Below are 21,126 nucleotides of genomic sequence, written 5' to 3'. Positions count from 1 at the left end.
TTAAATCTTCAGTGACTGTGCGGGCGTCATCGCGGGCAAGCCTTGCTCCTACAGGGATTGCGCTAAATCCTGTAGGAGCACAGCTTGCTGGCGATTAGCGGCCTCAAATTCGGCAGACATTTCGAGGCGATTGGGCAACCCCTCCATATCCCCACGGCTCTGCACCGCGCGGCTGCCAATCCAGTTGGCACGCTTCACGGCGTCGGCGAAGCTGTGGTTTTCCAGCAGGGCGCTGATCATGCCGACGGCAAATCCATCGCCGGCACCGACGGTGTCGACCACCGTTTCCACCGGCACGCCCGCTACAAAACCCTGGTCCAGATGAGTGCGGTAATACGCACCGTGCGGCCCAAGTTTGATCGCAACGGCTTCAGCGCCCTGATCGAGGTAAAACGCCGCGATGTCGGCCGGGTCTTCAAAACCAGTCAACAAGCGACCTTCGCTCAATCCCGGCAGCACCCAATGGGCGAGGGCGGCGAGGCGGTTGATCTCGGTAATCATCTGTTGCTCGCTGGCCCACAGGCTCGGACGCAGGTTCGGGTCGAAGGACACGCTGCGCCCGGCATCGCGCATGCGGGTCATCAATTCGAAAGACATTTCCCGGGCCGTTTCGGACAGCGCCGGCGGAATGCCTGTGGCGTGCAAGTGCCGGGCGTTCAGTAATTCAGGCGCGATCGACTGCCGCGACAGATGACTCGCCGCCGACCCACGGCGGAAATACTCGACCACCGGATCGCTGCCATCGTCGGTGCGCGACTTGAGTTGAAAACCGGTTGGGTGTGCGGTGTCGATGGCAACGTTGCTGCAATTCAGACCTTCTTTTTCCAGGGTGTCGATGACGAACCGGCCCAGCGAATCAGCGCCCACCCGGCTCAACCAGGCAACGTTAAAACCCAACCGCGACAAGCCAATGGCGACATTGCTGTCAGCCCCGGCAATGCGTTTGTGGAAGTGGCCGACGTCGGCCAAATCACCGTTCTGTTCGGCGACGAACATCGCCATGGTTTCGCCGAACGACAGGATATCGATCTCAGACATGAGCGCGCTCCAAACGGGTTTGACCGAGGCGGGCGAGGGTGGCGACATGCTCGGTGGTCAACTGCACCAGGTCGTCGCCTTGCAGCGGATATTCCGCCGCCCGCATTACGCCTTGGGCCATGTGCCGCAGCAGTTGTTCCCACAGATGCAGGTCACTGGCCGCAGGCGGTATGGCGACCAGTTTGCCGTCGGCCCGGCGCGTCACGGCTTTGCAGTGCACATAGCCGACGTGGCGACCGAGCAACCGCGCGGCGCTGGCGGCGGACTGGTCTTGCCAATGCCAGTTGCCGATATCGAAGGTCATTTTGACCGGCAGGTTGTGTTGCTCGACTTCAGTGAAAAACCGCTGGAAAGGTTCGATCCGGCCGCCGTGCAAGGTTTGATCGTTTTCCACCAGCAACTGCACCGCACTTTTGCCCAGTACGCGGGACAAGGTCTGGAGGTCGCTGTTGTCGGTGAAATAGCCCAGGGACACTTTCAGCCATTTGGCACCGAATGCCTGGGCCCGCTGCAGTGCGCTGATCAGTTCGGGGTTGGGTTTGGACTGGCCGGCCAGCCACAACTCCATCGGCGAGGAATACACGCTTTCGAGGCCTTGGGCCTGGGTGGCATCGGCCAGTTGGGCGGGGTCTTCGACGGTCAGCAGTTCTTCGCGCCATTCGATGCGCGTGGCGCCCGCGGCGGCCAACACGTCGATAAACGATCCTTGGCCGCGTTTGCGAACAAGGTCGGCGCCGTAGCTCGACAGGCTGATGGAAACGGGTGGTTTATTCATTGTTGTATACCTCTGAAACCGGTTTCATTTTTGTTCAAAAAAAATGGCTGATGTTTTGTGGTGACCTTACCGGCCTCATCGCGAGCAAGCTCGCTCCCACAGGGGATCTGCGGTGTACACGAGTCCATTGTGGGAGCGAGCTTGCTCGCGATGAGGCCATAACATTCACCGCAAATTTCCAAGAGTCGACCCACGCACAATCAACCGCGCAGAAAAATCCAGGGTCCGCACTGGCCCGACATCACCGCGCAAACGCTTGAGCAAACACTCGAACGCGCTGGCACCAATCTCGGCCGTCGGTTGGGCGAGGGCGGTAATCCCGCTCCCCACCAGCGGATACCAATCCAGGTCATCAAGGGCGATCAGGCCGACGTCCTCGAACAGATTGCACTTCAGTTCACGCAACGAATGGGTGCTGGCCAACGCGGCGATTCCGTTGGCGCAGAACAGCGCTTTCGGGCCGGGGCCGGGCGTGTCGAGGAAGGTTTTCAGTTTGGCGGTCAGTTCACTACCGGTTTCGACGAGGGTGCCGCGCAGGGTCGGGCGTTGCTCGATCTGTGCCTTGAAGCTGCTGACCCGCTCGATCCGCGAACTGGTGCCGTCAAACGGCTCGGTGACCATCAGCACGTCGCGATAGCCGCGCTCTTGCAAATGGGTGAGGGCCAATTCAACGGCGGCAGGATTGTCCAGCCCGACCAGATCACTCTCCAGCTGCTCGACCTTGCGATCCACCAGCACCAGCGGCATTTCCCGATGCAGTTCACGTAATTCGTCGCGGTGATGACCCAAGGTGTTCACGATCAAGCCTTCGATGTTGTAGGAGCGCAGCAGGGCCAGGTGCTGGCGTTCCTGCTCATCATCGCGGTCGGTGTTGCACACCACCAGGCTGTAACCGTGCTGACGGCAGGCGGTTTCCACCCCATGCATCACGGCAATCGAATAAGGGTTACGGATATCGGCCACCAGCATGCCGATCAGACGAGTGCGCCCACGTTTCAGGCCGCGGGCCATCTGGTTCGGGCGATAGCCGAGTTCGGCGATTGCCTGCTCGATGCGCAGGGCAGTGGCATCGGAGAGCAGGGCGCGATCATCGCCGATGAAGCGCGAGACGCTGGCCTTGGAGACGCCGGCGTGTTCGGCGACGTCGAGCATGGTTACACGGCTGCGTTGGGCGGTGGAGAAGTCGTTCATAGGTAGACCTTGTTGTTATTGGAGTGGCGCTGAAACCGGTTTCAGGAGATGCGATTTTCGAGGAGGTCGTCAAGCGTTTTTATTTGAGGTTGTCGGGTGATTCCGACGGACGGTCGATATACCTGTCAGATTTGACAGTAGGCAATACGCCTGGCGAGGCGCTTAATCCCTCTGAGGATTTTTAGTAATGCCAGGCACATTAAGGGGATTGATGTATGTCGAATCAAGGGCCGCTGGACTTCAATCCACCGAGAGTAATCGGAATGGAGGATGCCGATGTAGATCCGGACGGTTACATCCCGCTTGAATTGTTATTGGCGGGAATCGAGGTGGTCATTCCTCTCTGGCCCAGTTACGCAACGCAGCCTGATGAACGGGATCTTTTAACGGTTTATTTTGAACAGCCAGGGCAGCCACCGGTCTCGATCGAAAATAGTTACACAGCAGCGGATATCCAACCACAATTTATTATTCCTATCGCCGCCAACTTCCTGCAGGTCAACGGGGTAGGTGAATTGTGGTATCAGGTGTTAGATACCGCTGACCACCCCTCAAAGTCAGTTCGCCGAAATCTGACAATTGATCATGTACCTATTCCAGTTAATCTTGAGTCCCCTGGTTTTCCTGACGCAAACGTTCATGGATATCTGAATTGCGCAACTGTCCCGCCTTTGTGGGAGGGTGTTCGTGTGACAGTTCCACCCTTGTCGGGATTCAGGGTTGGAGACTGCGTCGAATTAAGCTGGAGAGGCTATCCAAGTTTGAACGGAAGCGGGCAGGAGTATGTAAGTGCTCGCAAGGAAGATATACGCCCAGCACTAAGCGATACGGATATTAAAGAAGGGTATTCTTTGGTTGTCGAGCCGTACGATATCCATATACAACCCATGTTTGACAAGGCTTCCGCCATTGTTCAATACCGAATATTCCGAGGTCGTAGACTTGTCGGAGTATCTAAGGTTGGGCTGGTGAAAATAGACCGAATAATACCCGGTGAAGAACTTCCATGCGGGCCGTAAAGGCGTGGAGCAAAAGTGGTCGGTAACAATGTGTGATAACTCAGTCATTAGTAGATTCACCAAACTGCAAACGTATGGAGAGAATCATGAACGCTATAGTTGAACGAGCCAACCTGTCCAGGTTGGCAGCGCTTAAAACAAAATCCACCGTGGAAAATACCATTGATGCGGCACCGGGAGCGGTTACATTCCCGGCGCAGACACTGCTTCCTGATTTGCGCATTCCGAAAGCATCTCTTAGCGCTGATTTGGATTATCTGGTTCCAAAGCCTTCGCTTGAGGATGATCTTGATGCATTCCAGCCACAGATTCGTATAAAGGGCGCGGCTACCTGGATCGATATTGTTGATCCAAGCGATCCAGACGCTCCATACGTTTATCCCGGTGCTGTCGTTGATCGAGACTGGACGGTGCCGTATAAGATTCGACGCAACCTGTTTAGAGAGGAACTCACTCCCGAAGCGCCTACGGAATGGGAGTTCCGGTATATCTATTTTGCAGGCGGCACCAATGATGTCGAGTCTGAAGTATCCGCCTTCGCCATCGATCTCACGCCGCCTTATAAAGTAAAAACCCCGGCCTCCGACCGAACCCCCGGAGCACCGGCATGGCCTGCCGATTTAGGTCCGACTATTCCCATCGATGAGGGCTACCTTGAAGGCAAGACCGGTATCATCGTGAAGCCAGTGATTCCGGCAAATTACGAAGCAACTGACGTTTACAAATTTTTCTTCGGGCCTGCGCCGGATCCAGGTCGCGACTCTCCCGTGTTCCAGGGAGTGTTGTCGACGGCTCGAGAGGCTGAAATTCCCGTTGCTGTATTTGTCGCTGCCGCTGATGGCCCCAATCAGCTTATCTACGTGTCCACAGACCTGGCAGGTAATGAAGGACGCCGGTCAAACTTCAGTCTGCGAACCGTGCAGCATGCGCAGGATCCGGATCCCGCCACGGTCAAACCGCCAATTGTGACGTTGGCCAATGGTACGGACGGTGATGGCTTGATCGATCTTGCAGACACGCAAGTGGATAGCCGAGGTGTTGAGTTCAAAGTCACGGTCCCTACACCCAACGCTGAGGCGGATACAATCGTTGGCTATTGGGGTGGCCAAGAAGTCGGCCCCGAACAGCGTGTGGGTACTAACACCGAACTGACCTTTCACGCCCCCTATGCGCTTGTACGGCAAGTGTATGGCGATACCGATGGTATCGTCGTGACCAATGTCAGCTACAACATGTTTCGTGGTGTCAGGCCGTTGGCTGACTCGGATGTTGATATCGATGTTGATGTTTCGTTTATTGGTCCGGATCCGATCACCATTGGTCTGGAAGCGCCAACGCTGACAACAACAGACGGCAGTAACGACGAAATCACCGAGGGCGATTACGGAGATACCGCAATCACCGCGAATATCGTTATTTTTGCTGCGCCACCGACAGAAGAAGGTTGGTTGATCGACTTGTTCTATGACGACATCAAAATCGGCATCTCTATCCCTCTGACAACTGGACAAGAAGGCACTACCATTGGCCGTGTTATTCCTTGGCCTACTATTCAGGCTCAAGGCAGTGGGACGAAAGTTTTGCGTTATACCTTGCATTCTCCAGGTTCGCGAAATCCAACGAACTCCAGACCGAAAGATATCCCAGTGGAACCATTCCCGATTGAAATGGCTGCACCGGAAATCATGAATCTGGCTGGACCGGCGAGAAGGATTGGTTGTTCCACATTGAACTTCCCTACTGCGACCGTTCCCAATGACGGTACTGCGAGGCGAAACCTGATTGTGCGTGTATTGCCCAATCCATACACGGTCGATGGAGAGACCATTACTTTGAAGTATCAGGCATTTAGTCAAGCGACGCCGCCGGTGCCAATCCCAGGCACCGATGCAGAAGCGACTTATCCGATTACAGGAATATTTCCTGGAAGCGGCGCTCTCATTGAGATTGGCGAATATACCGAAGACTTCAGACCAGCCCACTTGGCAAATGGCGTAGTGACTTATTCCATTTCCCGCGGTGGTGCAGGTAACAACCCAACCCCAGATTCACTGCCTGCTATACGCGCTCTGGATCTGGATGATAGTGAAGGTCGGTATTGTGAAGAGTTTGTGACCACTCCAATTCCATAAATTGTTGGTTAAGGGGCGGCGCGATCAGGAGGATCGTGGCCGCCCCTCCGTACTTAATATCTGGAATCAGAATTATCCAGCCTGAAAGGTTTTTCGTGTGCCAAATGAGGATATGTCCTACATAAACTTGTGAGCCTTCTCTATAGCCTTGCGACCCTCAAAGAATGGCTACAACTGCCATTTCCCCAGCCAAAAGCAGGTATTCATTATGCGAGGTAAGTCATTATCGGGCCCGAGCCGTTCGCGGCGTTTCATCGTTTTGAGCCCGTCGTTGTTGACAATCTTTAGCGCCTTCGTAAGCGCAGCGCCGGTCGTCGGTGGCCAGGAAACGGTAAACGGTGGAACGCCGGAACAATGGGACCTTGCTCAAAACGCCACTCTGACGGTCAACGGCGCGCAAACGCTGGCCATCAACTCTGACAGCTCTACGCTGATCGTAAATCCAGGAAGCACGACACAGCAGATATCAGCTCGCAAGGGGTCAACGGTCAATCTGAGCGGCACGACCGTTTCAGCTACTGGTGGTCTGGCGGCGGTTTTCTTGAGCAGCACTCAAGCGAGTATCGACAGCAGTACGATTACGGGGAATCGTGTAGGACTTCAGGTGGTTCGCGATGCGAATACGCAGAACGGCTCCAGCGTTTCTGTCGCAAACGGAACGAAGATCACTGGAGTGACCGGGGGAGCGCTGGTCAGTGCCTACAGTGTCCTGAATCTCAATGATTCCGACCTTCTCGGAACCGGCGCCATCAGTTACGGACTACGGTTGAGGAGCGGTCAGGCGAATACCCGAAACAGCACGATCATTGGTGGCCAGGAAGGTGTAGTTATCGACCTTGACCCTAACCAGGTTCAACCCGCGGTGCTGAACCTTGAGAACACGACGGTGCAAGGTAAAACCGGTGCAGCGATTCTGGTTGATTTTTCCAACGCCTCGGATTCGACGGCAGCCATTACGTTGACCAACTCTCGCCTGCTTGCAGGAAATGGCACGCTGTTGGATGTCAGAGGGGGCGCGAATACCTCGCTGGTGGTCAACGACAGTACGCTGACTGGCGACATCGTTACGGAGCAGGGCAGCACCACTAAATTGACCTTGCAAAACAACTCGACACTGTCGGGACAACTGCAAAACGTGGCCGGCGCCACGATCAACGACAGCTCCCAATGGGTGTTGACCGGTAATAGCAGTATCGATCAATTGACCCTTAACAACGGTGGCTCAGTAGTCTTTGGTGCCAGCGACGCGTTCTACCAACTGAACGTAAACTCACTGTCTGGACATGGCCGCTTTGTGATGGGCACCAACTTCACTACAGGTGAGACTGATGTGCTCAATATCACCGGTACCGCCCAAGGGACACACGAACTGTTGATCGCGAGCAGTGGTGTTGATCCGGCAGGCGGACAACCTATCCGCGTGGTGCAAACAGCAGGAGGCGACGCTCAATTCTTCATGAATCGCGACGTCGATCTGGGTACGTATTCCTACGGTTTGGCGAAAAGTGGCAACGATTGGATACTTGATCCCAGTACGCGAACGATCAGTCCGGGGGCTCGTTCCGTGCTTGCATTGTTCAACACGGCTTCGACTGTATGGTTGGGCGAGTTGACCTCGTTGCGCACCCGTATGGGTGAGTTGCGCTTCAATGGCGGTCAATCCGGCGCGTGGGGCCGTACCTACACCAACAAATACAACATCGCCGATGGCTCAGGTGTCGGTTATCAACAAACCCAGCAAGGTTTCACCCTGGGTGCGGATGCGGCGCTTCCTCTCGGAGATGGCCAATGGTTAGTGGGAGTGATGGCGGGTCAAAGTCAATCTGATCTCAATCTCAATGCCGGCACTTCAGGCAGCGTGGACAGTTACTATGTGGGTACCTATGTCACCTGGTTAGACATGCAAACCGGCTATTACTTTGACGGTGTGTTGAAGGCGAACCGCTTCCGTAATGATGCGAAAGTGGCGTTGAGCGATGGTACCCGGGCCAAGGGAGATTATGACAACTCGGGGCTGGGTGGTTCTGTCGAGTTCGGCAAACACATCAGCTTCGACAATGGCAACTTCCTTGAACCCTTCACTCAATGGTCTGCCGTGGTCATTCAAGGAAAGGATTTTTCCCTGAGCAACGACCTGCAAGCTGAAGGGGATCGCACACGTTCGTTTATCGGGAAGATGGGCGCTACCGCTGGCCGAAATATAGCGTTGGGGCAAGGACGTGTGGTACAGCCGTACTTACGCGCCGCATGGGCTCATGAGTTCGCAAAAAGTAATGAGGTACAAGTCAACAACAACGTGTTCAACAACGACCTGTCAGGTTCCCGCGCGGAGTTGGGAACCGGCGTCGCTGTAGCAATGACCGATAATCTCAACATGCATGCGGACTTTGAATACAGCAGCGGTCAACACATAGAACAACCTTATGGTATCAATTTCGGACTTCGTTATAGTTGGTAAAAAGTCTGCGAAAACAAATTAAAAAAGGAAGCAATTGCTTCCTTTTTTATTTTCAGATCAAACGGTTACGCCGCTAGCGTTTGATCGCGAGGTTGGTGAAATGTGGCAAAGGCTCCTTTTGCTGAAAAGATCAAATCAAGAGTCAGCTGTTTAGGAATATCATCGTCTTGATTTTCGACGATAACTTTTCTCAGTGTCCCGGAAAAAATCCCTGAAGTCTCATCAAGTTCAAGATCGGCGGTTCCCGAGAGCTGGGTATAAATAACCGGCTTGGCTGGATCGCTGTTATCGGCGAATGTCAGGCGTACTTGATGTGAATCCGGCTTAAGTTCGTAGGACTTATTTTCCAATCCCTTGGAAAACGAAAGGATGAGTTCTTTTGTCGTGTATTCCGGCTGTGGCTCGCGTTGCCGGGCAAACATGACGTAAGCCTCACCATGAGGCAGTGGAAAAGTGCACTCCGAGAGTTCTACCAGACCTGCGCTGTATGGTTCTCTGCCGTTTATTGTCCCGGCACAATTACCAGCACCCACGGCCTGCCTGCGTTTCTGCGTGATCATGTTCATCAATACCATCTCCATAGTCATGACAAGGTATCCCGCTATTAAAGAAACGTCCGGGATGGGGTATAAAACCGCCATTGGGCGTCGCTGTAAACTGTCAGACTTGACAGTTTACATAGTCCTATTAATGTGATTTGTATCTGGTCATTTGGAGCGAGAGGAAAGTTTTATTAGCCGATCCATACACTTAGCCACGTCGAACCTGCCAGCAATAAACCCATGGACCGATTAAAGTTTCGCAAGGCTTTGGTTGAACGAAGCCATTGATTGACGCTGGACCCAAGAACTGCCCAAGCAGTCATACACGGCAGGGCTATAACGAAAAACGCAAAACTCAAATAAACGATGTGATCCAAGCGATCGGCACCGTTGTCGGCAAACACGCTGACGACCGCCATGGCCATCATCCAGGTTTTTGGGTTTACCCATTGCAGGCCTGCGGCGGTCAAAAGGCCCGGACGTTTTTGATTGCCGGATACATCGGGATCGAGGGTTTCGGGTGTCGAATGGAAAATCTGCCAGGCCAGGTAGCTCAACCAGGTAACACCTAGCCACTGCATGGCGTATTGCAACAAGGGTATCTGCTTCAGGGATTCACCCAAACCATAACCTACTAGCAGGACGATGACTGCAGCACTGGAGCAGGCACCAAAGATGATAGGCAAAGTAGCCCTGAAGCCATACCGGGCGCTGTTGCTCAGCACCAGAATATTGGTCGGCCCCGGCGTGATGGAGGCGACGAAAGCAAACAGCATAAAAGGTAGCAAGGTCGGAAAGGTGGACAACATGGCAGCGGACTCCGTGAATGATCTCTGGAGCCGATCCTCACAAAGTCCGGGTCATGCGTCTGGAAGATTTGAGCAGCGCTTGCGATACAACGCCGGAGTCAAGCCATATGCCCGGACAAACCAGCGGCCCAGGTGACTCTGATCGGCAAACCCCAGTTCCATCGCCACCGTCGCCGGTTGCTCGCCACGGGCCAGCATTCGCCGGGCGGTGGCCAGGCGCAATTGCACGAGGTAGGCGTGCGGGGCGATGCCATAGGCGGCCTTGAAGGCGCGGGTCAGACGGAAGCGATCAACTCCGGTGACGGCGGCCAGTTGGTCGAGGCCGATGTCGTATTGAGCGTTGGCGTGCAGGTACTCCCGTGCCTTCTGCGCCACCAGAGGCAGGCGCGGATCCTCGCCATAGCGGGCGCGCCAGTGCAGGTGACTGGTCAGGCGTTCGAGCAAACCGTCGAGGGCGGTCTGGCGGACGATTTTCAGCTCGCCGTGATGCAGGGTTTGAAACGCCAGGCTGGTGGCGTGGGCAAGCCGCGAGTCGCTGGCCAGGGTGTTGGCGAAACTCAATTGACTGTTGTCGGGGGCATTTTCGAAGACGGCACTGAGTTCACGCTTCAGCCACTGCGGGTCGAGGTACAGCATGCGGTAGGTGAAACCGTCTTCGGTCGGCGCTTCGCCGTCGTGGATGTCACCCGGCTCGAGCAGAAACACCTTGCCCGGCGTGCTTTGATGCTTCGCCCGCCGACAGTGAAACTGCTGAACCCCTTGTTCGGTGACGCCCACCAGATAGCTGTCATGCCAGTGCGGGTCGTAGGCATGGCCTTCGAAATGCGCGCGCAGGGTCTCGATGCCGGTGTCGGCGTCCTGGGCCAGGTCGATCCAGTTGTGAGTCGTCATGCTGCACCTGTGAGACGGATAGCCGACTTATTTAACGCCCGCGCCGAGGGCGATGACTAGAACGTTTGTGCAGGGATCAGTTGAACAGTCCCGCCGCGATGTTGATCGAGAACCCGAGAATGGCCGTGTTGAACAGAAAGCCAATCAGCGACTGCGCCAGGACAATTTTGCGCAAATCCCGAGTCGCCACGCCAACATCGGACGTCTGGACCGCCGCACTGATGGTGAAAGAGAAATACAGGAAGTCCCAGTAATTGGGGGTTGTCAGACCTTCAGCAAAACGCAGTGCCGGGTCTTTGCCGCCCCAGGTGTAGAACAGACGGGCGTAGTGCACGCTGAAAATCACCCCGATCAGCAGCCATGAACCGATCACGGTCAATGCAGTAAAGCCGTAGTGCAACAGCTTTCGCGTGGTTTCCAGGTCCTTGCTGCCGGCCAGCTCAAAAGTGATGGTCGCCAGACTCGCGATCGCGGCGATGCACACAACGAATAGCACCAGCCCGGCGTTTTCGTCTTCGACCTCGGCGATGCGCTTCACATCCGGCGCTTTGGCGCGCGCGGTGAGCCAGAGCATCAGGACCAGGTAAGTCCAGACTCCGGCGTTCCAGCCGAAGAGGATTTTGCTGATGATCGAGTCGGCTGGAGTCAGAATGCCCACCGCGACGCCGAGCGCGGCGGCGGAGGAGAGGCGAGGGTGGGTGTGGGCGAGGAAGGGCATGTGAACTCGATGCGTCAGGGCTTTGCAAACACATTAGCCCAGCGCAGTCCGTTGTGACCACCAAGCTGTAGGCGATGAGGTCTCCTGTGGGAGCGAGCTTGCTCGCGATGGCGGCGTAACAGCCAACATAGATATCGACTGTTATGGCCTCATCGCGAGCAAGCTCGCTCCCACAGTGATGGGTGTCGGGTCAGATATCCTTGCTCCGCTTGCGGACCAACTTCATCACCACCACAAAAAACACCGGCACAAACACCACCGCCAGCGTCGCCGTGATCATCCCGCCAATCACCCCGGTGCCGATGGCTTGCTGGCTCGCCGAACTGGCCCCGGTGGCAATCGCCAGCGGCACCACGCCGAGGATGAACGCCAGCGACGTCATCACAATCGGCCGCAGTCGCAGGCGCGCGGCTTGCAGGGTGGCGTCGATCAGGTCGTGGCCTTCGTCGTACAGGCTCTTGGCGAACTCGATGATCAGGATCGCGTTCTTCGCCGACAGCCCGATGATGGTGATCAGCCCGACCTTGAAGAACACGTCGTTGGGCATCCCGCGCAAGGTTACGGCCAGTACCGCGCCGAGTACACCGAGCGGCACCACCAGCAGCACCGACGTTGGAATCGACCAGCTCTCATACAACGCGGCCAGACACAGGAACACGATCAATAACGACAGCCCGAGCAGGATCGGCGCCTGACTGCCGGACAAGCGTTCCTGCAACGATAACCCGGTCCATTCCTGGCCCAATCCCGCCGGCCCTTGCGCCACCAGACGTTCGATTTCCGCCATGGCTTCGCCGGTGCTATGACCGGGCGACGGTTCGCCGGAAATGCTGATCGCCGGGTAGCCGTTGTAGCGAGTCAATTGCGCCGGACCCTGGGTCCATTTGGCCTGGACGAAGGCCGACAACGGCACCATTTTCCCGGCGCTGTTGCGCACGTGAATCTTCAGCAGATCGGCGACCTGACTGCGCTGATCGCCTTCAGCCTGCACCACCACCCGTTGCATCCGTCCCTGATTGGGGAAGTCGTTGATGTAGGCCGAACCGACGGCGGTGGACAGCACATTGCCAATGTCGGCAAAGGACACGCCTAGCGCGTTGGCCTGTTTGCGGTCGACTTCCAGTTGTACTTGCGGCGCTTCGGCCAGGGCGCTTTCGCGCACGTTCATCAGGATAGGGCTCTTCTCGGCGGCAGCGAGCAATTCACTGCGTGCCTGCATCAGCGTGGCATGGCCGAGACCGCCACGGTCCTGCAAGCGGAACTCGAAACCGCTGGAGGTGCCCAGACCGTCAACCGGTGGCGGCAGTACTGCAAACGCTACGGCGTCCTTGATCTGGCTCAACGCGATGTTGGCGCGGTCGGCAATGGAACTGGCCGAGTCGTCGCTACCCCGATCAGACCAGTCTTTGAGCGTGGTAAACGCCAACGCGGCGTTCTGCCCGCTACCGGAAAAGCTGAAACCGAGAATCACCGTGCTGTCGCCGACGCCGGGCTCAGTGGCGTTGTGCGCTTCGATTTGCTCGACCACCTGCACTGTTCGGTTCTTGCTTGCACCCGGCGGCAGTTGAATGTCGGTGATGGTGTAACCCTGATCCTCCACCGGCAGAAACGAGGAGGGCAGTCGACTGAAGCACACGCCCAATCCGATCAGCAGCACGCCGTAGATCAGCAGGTAACGGCCAGAGCGTTTCAACGCATAGGCGACCCAGCCTTGATAACGCTCGGTCAGTTGCTCGAAACGCCGGTTGAACCAGCCAAAGAATCCGCGCTTCTCGTGATGTTCGCCCTTGGTAATCGGCTTGAGCAACGTTGCGCACAGTGCCGGGGTCAAGGTCAGGGCGAGGAACGCCGAGAACAGAATCGAGGTGGCCATCGACAAGGAGAACTGCCGGTAAATCACCCCAACCGAACCCTGCATAAACGCCATTGGAATGAACACCGCCACCAGCACCAGGGTGATGCCGATGATTGCGCCGGTAATCTGCTTCATCGCCTTGCGCGTTGCCTCTTTAGGCGACAGGCCTTCGGTGGCCATGATCCGTTCGACGTTCTCCACCACCACGATGGCGTCATCCACCAGGATGCCGATCGCCAGCACCATGCCGAACATGGTCAGCACGTTGATCGAGAAGCCGAGGGCCAACATGGTCGCAAAGGTGCCCATCAGCGCCACCGGCACCACCAGGGTTGGAATCAGCGTGTAGCGGATGTTTTGCAGGAACAGGAACATCACCGCGAACACCAGCAACATCGCCTCGCCGAGGGTGTAAACCACTTTGGTGATCGAGACTTTGACGAAGGGCGAGGTGTCGTACGGGATCTTGTATTCCACGCCAGCCGGGAAGTAGCGCGCCAGTTCGTCCATCTTCGCCCGCACCAACGTGGCAGTGCTCAGGGCATTAGCGCCCGGTGCCAACTGCACGCTGACGGCGGTCGACGGTTTGCCGTTGAGGCGGGTGGAGAACTGGTATTCCTGACTGCCGATCTCGACGCGCGCCACATCTTTGATGCGCACAGTTGAGCCGTCGGGATTGGCTTTCAGGACGATGTCGGCGAATTCTTCCGGCGTCGACAACTGGCCTTTGACCAGAATGGTCGCGGTGATTTCCTGGGTGGTGCGGGTCGGCAAATCGCCGATGCTGCCCGCCGACACTTGAGCGTTTTGCGCGACGATGGCGGCGTTGACGTCAGCCGGGGTCAGGTTGAAACCGATCAGCTTTTGCGGGTCGATCCAGATCCGCATCGCCCGTTCGGCACCGTACAACTGCGCCTTGCCGACGCCGTCCAGGCGCTTGATCTCGTTCATCACGTTGCGCGCCAGGTAATCGCTGAGCGCCACGTCGTCGAGCTTGCCGTCGCTGGAGGTGAGGGTGATCAACAGCAGGAAACCGGCGGAAACTTTCTCAACCTGCAAACCCTGCTGCGTCACCGCTTGAGGCAGGCGCGACTCGACCACTTTCAGGCGGTTTTGCACATCGACCTGAGCCATTTCCGGATCAGTGCCCGGCTGGAACGTCGCGGTGATGGTGGCGCTGCCGAGGCTGCTCTGCGATTCGAAATACAGCAGATGGTCAGCGCCGTTGAGTTCTTCCTCGATCAGGCTGACCACGCTTTCGTCCACGGTTTGCGCCGAAGCGCCGGGGTACACGGCGTAGATTTCGACTTTCGGCGGCGCGACGTTGGGGTATTGCGCCACCGGCAACTGTGGGATGGCCAGGGCGCCGGCCAACAGGATGAACAGGGCAACCACCCAGGCGAACACCGGGCGATCGATAAAGAACTGCGGCATAAAGAAGCGTCCTGCTTACTGACCAGAAGCCTGGGCAAGTGGAAGAGGGGTGTCGTCGATCTGCACCTGTTCGCCGGGACGAGCGTGCTGCAGACCTTCGGTGACGATGCGGTCACCGGGCTTGAGCCCACCCGTGACGATCCAGCGATCGTTCTGCACGGCGCCCAGTTCGACCGGTTGCTGGCCGACCCGCTGTTCGGCGTCGAGCAACAGCACTTGGGCGATGCCGGCACTGTCACGCTGAATGGCCCGTTGCGGCACGCTGATGCCTTGCTGAATGACCGCTTGCTCCAGACGCACACGCACGAAGCTGCCCGGCAGCAAGTCGAGGTCCGGGTTGGGGAATTCGCTGCGCAGAATGATCTGACCGGTGCCCGGGTCAACGGTGATGTCGGCGAACAGCAACTTGCCCGGCAACGGATAGAGACTGCCGTCGTCCTGGATCAGCGTGGCTTTGACCTGGTCCTGACCGACCTGCTGCAACTGGCCGGAACGGAACGCCCGGCGCAGGTCGTTGAGTTCGCGGGTCGATTGGGTCAGGTCGGCGTGGATCGGGTTCAGCTGCTGAATCAACGCCAGCGGTGTGGTTTCGTTCTGCCCGACCAGTGCGCCTTCGGTCACCAACGCGCGGCCGATGCGCCCGGAAATAGGGGCTGTGACGGTGGCGTAACCCAGGTTGAGTTTTGCCCGCTCCACGGCGGCTTTGTTCGCGGCGACGTCGGCAGCGGTTTGCCGGGCACTGGCCCGGGCGTTGTCATAATCCTGGCCGCTGATGGCATTGCCTTCGATCAACTGCGCGTAACGCTGCTCTTGCAGGCGCGCCTGGAACGCGTTGGCTTCAGCCTTGCGCAGCGCCGCTTCGGCACTGTCCAGGTCAGCCTTGAACGGCGCCGGGTCGATACGGAACAATACTTCACCTTTTTTCACATCACTGCCTTCACGGAAGGCCCGTTGCAACACCACGCCGGCAACCCGGGCGCGGACTTCGGCGATGCGTGGCGCGGCAATCCGCCCGCTCAGTTCACTGGTGATCGACAGGGGGCTGGCCTGGATGGTTTCGATGCGAACCGTGGCCAGAGGCGCCTGTTCTTCGGCCGTCGAAGCCTTGTCACAAGCGCTCAGCGTCACCGCCAGTGCAATCAGGCTGAGCCTGGCAAGCAGATTCTTTGACATGTAATACCCCAATAATGACCCCCAGCATCCTACGGGGAGGCGACGAGGGTAGCGGTGAAGCTTTGTTGGTGCTGTGTGAAATTGTGTAAGGGTTTTACTCAGGCACGGGCGAGGGCGTATATCCTTGGCGACTTGATCTTTTCTGCGACTGTTGTGCCGCCATCGCGAGCAAGCTCGCTCCCACATTTGAAATGCATTCCCCTGTGGGAGCGAGCTTGCTCGCGATAGCGGTGTATCAGGCGCCACTGCACCTTCTGGAAACACCCATGCCCAACATCCTCCTGGTCGAAGACGACACCGCGCTCTCCGAGTTGATTGCCAGTTACCTGGAACGCAACGGCTATAGCGTCAGCGTGATCAGCCGTGGTGACCATGTGCGCGAACGTGCGCGGGTCAATCCGCCGGACCTGGTGATCCTCGACCTGATGCTGCCTGGGCTCGACGGCCTGCAAGTCTGCCGCTTGCTGCGCGCCGATTCGGCCACGTTGCCGATCCTGATGCTCACCGCCCGCGATGACAGCCACGATCAGGTGCTGGGCCTGGAAATGGGCGCCGACGACTACGTCACCAAACCCTGTGAACCGCGGGTGTTGCTGGCGCGGGTGCGGACTTTGTTGCGGCGCAGCAGCCTCACCGAACCGCAGACGGCCAACGACCGCATTCTGATGGGCAATCTGTGCATCGACCTGTCCGAGCGCACCGTGACGTGGCGCGAGCAATTGGTCGAGCTGTCCAGCGGTGAATACAACCTGCTGGTGGTGCTCGCTCGGCATGCCGGCGAAGTGCTCAGCCGCGACCAGATTCTGCAACGCCTGCGCGGCATCGAGTTCAATGGCACCGATCGCTCGGTGGACGTGGCGATCTCCAAGCTGCGGCGCAAGTTCGACGACCACGCCGGCGAGGCGCGCAAGATCAAGACCGTGTGGGGCAAGGGTTACCTGTTCAGCCGTTCCGAGTGGGAATGCTGAGTCGATGTTCAGAATCCTGTTTCGCCTGTACCTGGTGACCATCGTTTCGTACAGCGCGGCGATCTACCTGGTGCCGGATCTGGTGATCAAGGTCTTCCAGGAGCGCTTTGTCACCTACAACCTCGATTATTCGCGCGGGCTGCAAACCCTCATCGTCAAACAGTTTCATGCCGTGCCCCCGGAACAGTGGCCGGCATTGGCCGCGGAGATGGACAAGGAATTCCAGCCGCTGCACATCGTCCTGACCGGTAACGACGATGCCGATTTCACCCCTGATGAGCGCAAACGTCTGCAGCGGGGCGAGAACGTCGTGCGCATTGGCGACTGGGGCTGGCGCACCCTGGCGGTGTCGCCGCTGAACGAGCGGACGGTGGTGGAGATGGTCGTGCCGCCGGACCCGATGGACGTCAGCCTGTTGTACTGGAGCATCAACGTGCTGATCGGCGCAACGATGCTCGCCTGCCTGTTGCTGTGGCTGCGCCCGCACTGGCGCGACCTGGAACGCCTCAAAGGTACGGCTGAACGTTTCGGCAAGGGCCACTTGAGCGAGCGCACACAGATTTCCCAAAGCTCCAACATCGGCAGCCTGGCCAATGTCTTCGACACCATGGCCGGCGATATCGAGAACCTGCTCAACCAGCAGCGCGACCTGCTCAATGCCGTCTCTCACGAATTGCGCACGCCCCTGACACGACTGGATTTCGGCCTGGCGCTGGCGTTGTCCGACGATTTACCCGCCGCCAGCCGCGAGCGTCTGCAAGGTCTGGTCGCGCACATTCGCGAGCTCGATGAGTTGGTGCTGGAACTGCTGTCCTACAGCCGCCTGCAAAACCCGGCGCGGCTGCCGGAGCGGGTCGAGGTGTCGCTGGATGAGTTTATCGACAGCATTCTCGGCAGCGTCGACGAAGAACTGGAATCCCCGGACATCGTTATCGATGTGCTCCTGCACGGACAACTTGAACGCTTCGCCCTCGACCCAAGGCTGACAGCCCGCGCTATTCAGAACCTGCTGCGCAACGCGATGCGCTACTGCGAAAAACGCATTCAGATTGGTGTGCGGGTGTGTGCCAATGGGGCTGAAATCTGGGTGGACGATGACGGGATCGGTATTCCGGATGAGGAGCGGGAGCGGATTTTCGAACCGTTCTATCGGCTGGATCGAAGCCGGGATCGGGCCACGGGAGGGTTTGGTCTGGGGTTGGCCATCAGTCGTCGGGCGCTGGAAGCTCAGGGCGGCACGCTCACCGTTGAAGCGTCACCGCTGGGTGGGGCACGGTTCCGTTTGTGGTTGCCCACCTCAGCCTGACGCATTCTTTGTAGCAGCTGCCGAGCCTGCGAGGCTGCGTTCGAGGACGCAGTCCTCGCCAACCCGGCGGATGCGGTTTTCCTGAAAGAACGGAGTGCCTGATTTTACGGCTGCTTCGCAGCCGAACGCAGCCTCGCGGGCTCGACAGCTGCTACAGAGACTTAACCCGGTACTTCCTCCGCTGAAATCAACCCAACCCCAGCCATCTGCATCCGATCGATCGCTGCGGCCAGTGAGCCTTCCAGATCAATCGCCCGACACGCATCCATCACCACAAACGCGTTGAACCCTGCCGCCCGCGCATCCAGCGCGGAAAACATCACGCAGAAATCGAGTGCCAGCCCAACCAGATAAACCGTGTCGACACCGCGTTCCTTCAAGTACCCGGCCAAGCCTGTGGTGGTCGTTCGATCCGCCTCCAGAAACGCCGAGTAACTGTCGATGTCCGGGTTGCAGCCCTTGCGGATGATCAGTTGGGCGTGGGGCAGGTCCAGATCCTTGTGCAACTCCGCACCGGGCGTGGCCCGCACGCAATGGTCCGGCCAGAGCGTCTGCTCGCCATAAGGCAGTTGAATCACGTCGTAAGGCGCGCGGCCCGGATGGCTGGAGGCGAACGACGTGTGTCCGGCCGGGTGCCAGTCCTGGGCGATGATGACTTGGGTGAACTGGTCGCCGAGACGGTTGATCAACGGCACGATCAGGTCACCTTCGGGTACCGGCAACTGGCCGCCGGGGATGAAGTCGTTCTGTACGTCGATGACGAGCAAGGCTGTGCGTGAAGAAATCGGCATGGGTAGGTTCCTCCTTGGAATTGGGACACCCAGCATAGTGACAAATGAGATCACGCGCTCAGCCGACCTCTCAACAACTTCGCCATATCCTCCAGATCCGCCACCGGGTTATGCCCGATCAACATCCAGGCATGTTGCATGTCAGCCCAATAGACAATGTTCATCCCGTACCGGCGCTCCTGGGCGAAGTGCCGACTGCCGCTGTTGGAGCGGGTGACGCACAGCGCCATGGGGCCGTGCGTCGGGTCCAGGTAGGTGATTTGGGCAATGGCGACGCCGTCGTACTCGAGGATTTGCGCGCGCTTGAACTCGGACCGTGGCAGGGTCAGTTTCGCCGGCACAAGATTCAGGCCAAGACGTGCATCGATGGTCCGCAGTTGCGCCCGCTGAGCGGCTTCGTCAGTGGCCAAGTGGTCCAGGGTTTGCGGCACGTAGAGCGACATGTACTCGGCCACCAGCCCGCGCCAGTTTTCCTTTTGCTGGCTCAACTGCCAACCGAGGAATAGCCGATCCGCCAGCACACCACTCACCACCAACCCGGCGGCCGCCGCGAGGAACCAGCGACGATTCATGGCCGGGCGTTCAGGTGAAGGCAGGGTGTCGAGCATCGATTGCAAGCGGTCCACGGGCGCCTGTCGGCCCAACTCGTCGTAGGCCTCCTTGAACGGCAGGCTGCTGCGGGCCAGCCATTGCAGGCGCAGGTTGAGCGTTGGGTCTTCAAGGATGGCCGCGTCGATGCGGGTGCGCTGTTCGCTGTCGAGCTGGTTGTCGAGGTAGGCCACCAGTTGCTCATCCGAGGGTACCGTCGGGCGTGCGTGATCGTTCATCGACGTTCTCCAGTGGAAGGGTTCGGCACGGTGTGCAATGGCGGGTACTCGGCCAGTTTCGCGCGTGCAGCGGCCAGGCGACTCATGACGGTGCCGATGGGGACGTCCAGCACGTCGGCCACTTCGCGGTAGGACAAGCCCTCGACGTAAGCGAGAAACACCGTTTCGCGCTGGGCTTCGGGCAGGGCGTCCACACGCCTGATCACCTGAGCCGCCAGGACATGGGTTTGCGCCGCGTATTCACCGTCGAACGACAAAGCGTTGTCGGCATCCACCAGCCCTTGTCCATGACGCACTCTTCGGGAGCGAACTTCGTTGAGCCAGATCGAGTGCAGAATACTCAGCAGCCAGCGGTCCATGCGGGTGCCCGGGATAAACTGCCCGGCTCGCTCGAGTGCCCGCACGCAGGTCGCCTGCACCAGGTCTTCGGCGACATGCCGTTGCCGGGACAACAGCAGGCCGTAGCGCCATAAACGCGCCAGGTGCTGGCCCAGTTCTGCCCGTATTGCCTGATCGCTGGCGATGGCGACCTCCGTCTGCTCGGTGTGTCAGGTTTTCGATGAATCGTTGATGGCTTCGGCCAGGTCCTGGTATTCCTCGCAGGCGGTGCTGCCGCAGATGGTTTTGATCTGCTGCAACTGCTCCTGAGCGAGGTCCAGCCGACCTTTGATCACATACGCTTCGCCGAGGTATTCGCGAACTTGCGCGTAGTGCGGGTCAAGTTTGACCGATTGCAGGTAATAACCGATGCCTTCGTCGGTGCGCCCCAGTTTACGTGTAGCGTAGCCGCGATAGTTCAAAGCCTTGGCGGTGTTTGGCTGTTTGAGGGTGTCGAGCAGGGCCAGCGCTTCCTCATAACGACCGTCCTTGGCCAGGCGATAAGCGTAATCGGTGCGGTCGGCGTCCGGTACCAGGCTGCTGGTTTGCTTGAGGCATCGTTGCTGCTTGCTGTCCCAGACCTGGCCTTTTGGGCAGTTGGGTTTGGCCGGTTCTTCGTCATCGCCGTTGGCGAATGCGACCGAACTGGAAAACGCGGCAGCGAGCAACAGCGGGACGGTAAAAACAGCTAAGCGGATAGTCATGGGCAATTCTCATGGTCGGTGAAAGGTGAACACCACAGGGTGAACAATTATTCATTTCTTTCTGGCGGTCTGTGCAAGGAAAGCTCAAATCGAGGCGCTATGCTCGACAGCATTCGT

Annotated in this window: 18 protein-coding genes; 5 read left to right on the top strand and 13 right to left on the bottom strand. The window is 58.1% G+C overall.

Annotated features, from left to right (window positions below):
- Positions 1–48 precede the first annotated feature (48 nt).
- The 3 genes from ACA079_RS17610 to ACA079_RS17600 all read right to left on the bottom strand — a co-directional run bounded on the left by ACA079_RS17610 (position 49) and on the right by ACA079_RS17600 (position 3,004).
- Entirely contained in the window at positions 49–1,038 is a 990-nt protein-coding gene (locus ACA079_RS17610; protein WP_497700259.1) for a sugar kinase, read from the bottom strand.
- Complete coding sequence (locus ACA079_RS17605) at positions 1,031–1,813, bottom strand: sugar phosphate isomerase/epimerase family protein (RefSeq protein WP_497700258.1); 783 nt, start codon at positions 1,811–1,813, stop codon at positions 1,031–1,033. The genes ACA079_RS17610 and ACA079_RS17605 overlap by 8 nt, the downstream gene beginning before the upstream one ends.
- Positions 1,814–1,978: 165 nt before the next feature.
- Positions 1,979–3,004: a LacI family DNA-binding transcriptional regulator gene (locus tag ACA079_RS17600; protein ID WP_497700257.1), complete on the bottom strand. Its 1,026-nt coding sequence runs from the start codon at positions 3,002–3,004 to the stop codon at positions 1,979–1,981.
- A gap of 215 nt (positions 3,005–3,219) precedes the next feature.
- Here ACA079_RS17600 and ACA079_RS17595 point away from each other — a divergent pair, with 215 nt between their 5' ends.
- The 3 genes from ACA079_RS17595 to ACA079_RS17585 all read left to right on the top strand — a co-directional run bounded on the left by ACA079_RS17595 (position 3,220) and on the right by ACA079_RS17585 (position 8,613).
- A complete protein-coding gene (locus tag ACA079_RS17595; RefSeq protein WP_497700256.1) occupies positions 3,220–4,023 on the top strand; it encodes a hypothetical protein in 804 nt (267 codons plus the stop codon).
- An 86-nt stretch (positions 4,024–4,109) separates the two neighbouring features.
- Positions 4,110–6,155 carry a hypothetical protein gene (locus ACA079_RS17590; RefSeq protein WP_497700255.1) on the top strand — a complete coding sequence of 682 codons (2,046 nt, stop codon included), beginning with the start codon at positions 4,110–4,112 and terminating at the stop codon, positions 6,153–6,155.
- 208 nt (positions 6,156–6,363) lie between these two features.
- Positions 6,364–8,613 carry an autotransporter outer membrane beta-barrel domain-containing protein gene (locus ACA079_RS17585; RefSeq protein ID WP_497700254.1) on the top strand — a complete coding sequence of 750 codons (2,250 nt, stop codon included), beginning with the start codon at positions 6,364–6,366 and terminating at the stop codon, positions 8,611–8,613.
- Positions 8,614–8,678: 65 nt separating this feature from the next.
- On the opposite strand, the gene ACA079_RS17580 is transcribed toward ACA079_RS17585, so the two are convergent.
- From ACA079_RS17580 to ACA079_RS17555, 6 genes are all read right to left on the bottom strand, one after another.
- On the bottom strand, positions 8,679–9,179 hold the full coding sequence (locus ACA079_RS17580; RefSeq protein WP_497700253.1) for a hypothetical protein: 501 nt from the start codon (positions 9,177–9,179) through the stop codon (positions 8,679–8,681).
- Positions 9,180–9,346: 167 nt separating this feature from the next.
- Complete coding sequence (locus ACA079_RS17575; RefSeq protein WP_497700252.1) at positions 9,347–9,964, bottom strand: LysE family translocator; 618 nt, start codon at positions 9,962–9,964, stop codon at positions 9,347–9,349.
- Positions 9,965–10,015: 51 nt separating this feature from the next.
- Positions 10,016–10,855 carry an AraC family ligand binding domain-containing protein gene (locus tag ACA079_RS17570; protein ID WP_497700251.1) on the bottom strand — a complete coding sequence of 280 codons (840 nt, stop codon included), beginning with the start codon at positions 10,853–10,855 and terminating at the stop codon, positions 10,016–10,018.
- 76 nt (positions 10,856–10,931) lie between these two features.
- Positions 10,932–11,573 (bottom strand): DUF1345 domain-containing protein, encoded by a 642-nt coding sequence (locus ACA079_RS17565; protein ID WP_497700250.1) that lies wholly within the window; start codon positions 11,571–11,573, stop codon positions 10,932–10,934.
- A 190-nt stretch (positions 11,574–11,763) separates the two neighbouring features.
- On the bottom strand, positions 11,764–14,862 hold the full coding sequence (locus tag ACA079_RS17560; RefSeq protein WP_497700249.1) for a multidrug efflux RND transporter permease subunit: 3,099 nt from the start codon (positions 14,860–14,862) through the stop codon (positions 11,764–11,766).
- A 15-nt stretch (positions 14,863–14,877) separates the two neighbouring features.
- Positions 14,878–16,035, bottom strand: coding sequence for an efflux RND transporter periplasmic adaptor subunit (locus tag ACA079_RS17555; RefSeq protein ID WP_497700248.1), 1,158 nt, complete (start codon positions 16,033–16,035; stop codon positions 14,878–14,880).
- Positions 16,036–16,301: 266 nt separating this feature from the next.
- Between ACA079_RS17555 and ACA079_RS17550 the strand changes: the two genes are divergently transcribed.
- On the top strand, positions 16,302–17,003 hold the full coding sequence (locus tag ACA079_RS17550; RefSeq protein ID WP_008155184.1) for a response regulator: 702 nt from the start codon (positions 16,302–16,304) through the stop codon (positions 17,001–17,003).
- A gap of 4 nt (positions 17,004–17,007) precedes the next feature.
- Positions 17,008–18,309 carry an ATP-binding protein gene (locus ACA079_RS17545; protein ID WP_497700247.1) on the top strand — a complete coding sequence of 434 codons (1,302 nt, stop codon included), beginning with the start codon at positions 17,008–17,010 and terminating at the stop codon, positions 18,307–18,309.
- Positions 18,310–18,470: 161 nt separating this feature from the next.
- Here ACA079_RS17545 and pncA read toward each other — a convergent pair whose 3' ends face one another.
- From pncA to ACA079_RS17525, 4 genes are read right to left on the bottom strand one after another with little or no spacing between them, the layout of a single operon-like run.
- Complete coding sequence (gene pncA, locus ACA079_RS17540; protein ID WP_497700246.1) at positions 18,471–19,100, bottom strand: bifunctional nicotinamidase/pyrazinamidase; 630 nt, start codon at positions 19,098–19,100, stop codon at positions 18,471–18,473.
- 50 nt (positions 19,101–19,150) lie between these two features.
- The gene (locus tag ACA079_RS17535) at positions 19,151–19,927 is read right to left on the bottom strand and encodes an anti-sigma factor family protein (RefSeq protein WP_497700245.1); all 777 of its coding nucleotides are present in this window, start codon (positions 19,925–19,927) and stop codon (positions 19,151–19,153) included.
- Positions 19,924–20,421 (bottom strand): sigma-70 family RNA polymerase sigma factor, encoded by a 498-nt coding sequence (locus ACA079_RS17530; RefSeq protein ID WP_497704338.1) that lies wholly within the window; start codon positions 20,419–20,421, stop codon positions 19,924–19,926. Before ACA079_RS17530 ends, ACA079_RS17535 begins: the two co-directional genes overlap by 4 nt.
- Before the next feature lie 54 nt (positions 20,422–20,475).
- Complete coding sequence (locus ACA079_RS17525; protein ID WP_497700244.1) at positions 20,476–21,009, bottom strand: tetratricopeptide repeat protein; 534 nt, start codon at positions 21,007–21,009, stop codon at positions 20,476–20,478.
- Between the last annotated feature and the right edge of the window lie 117 nt (positions 21,010–21,126).

Source organism: Pseudomonas sp. LBUM1645 (assembly GCF_059716185.1).
The sequence above is the reverse complement of the archived record's forward strand: the minus strand, read 5'-3'. Positions and strand labels throughout refer to the sequence as shown.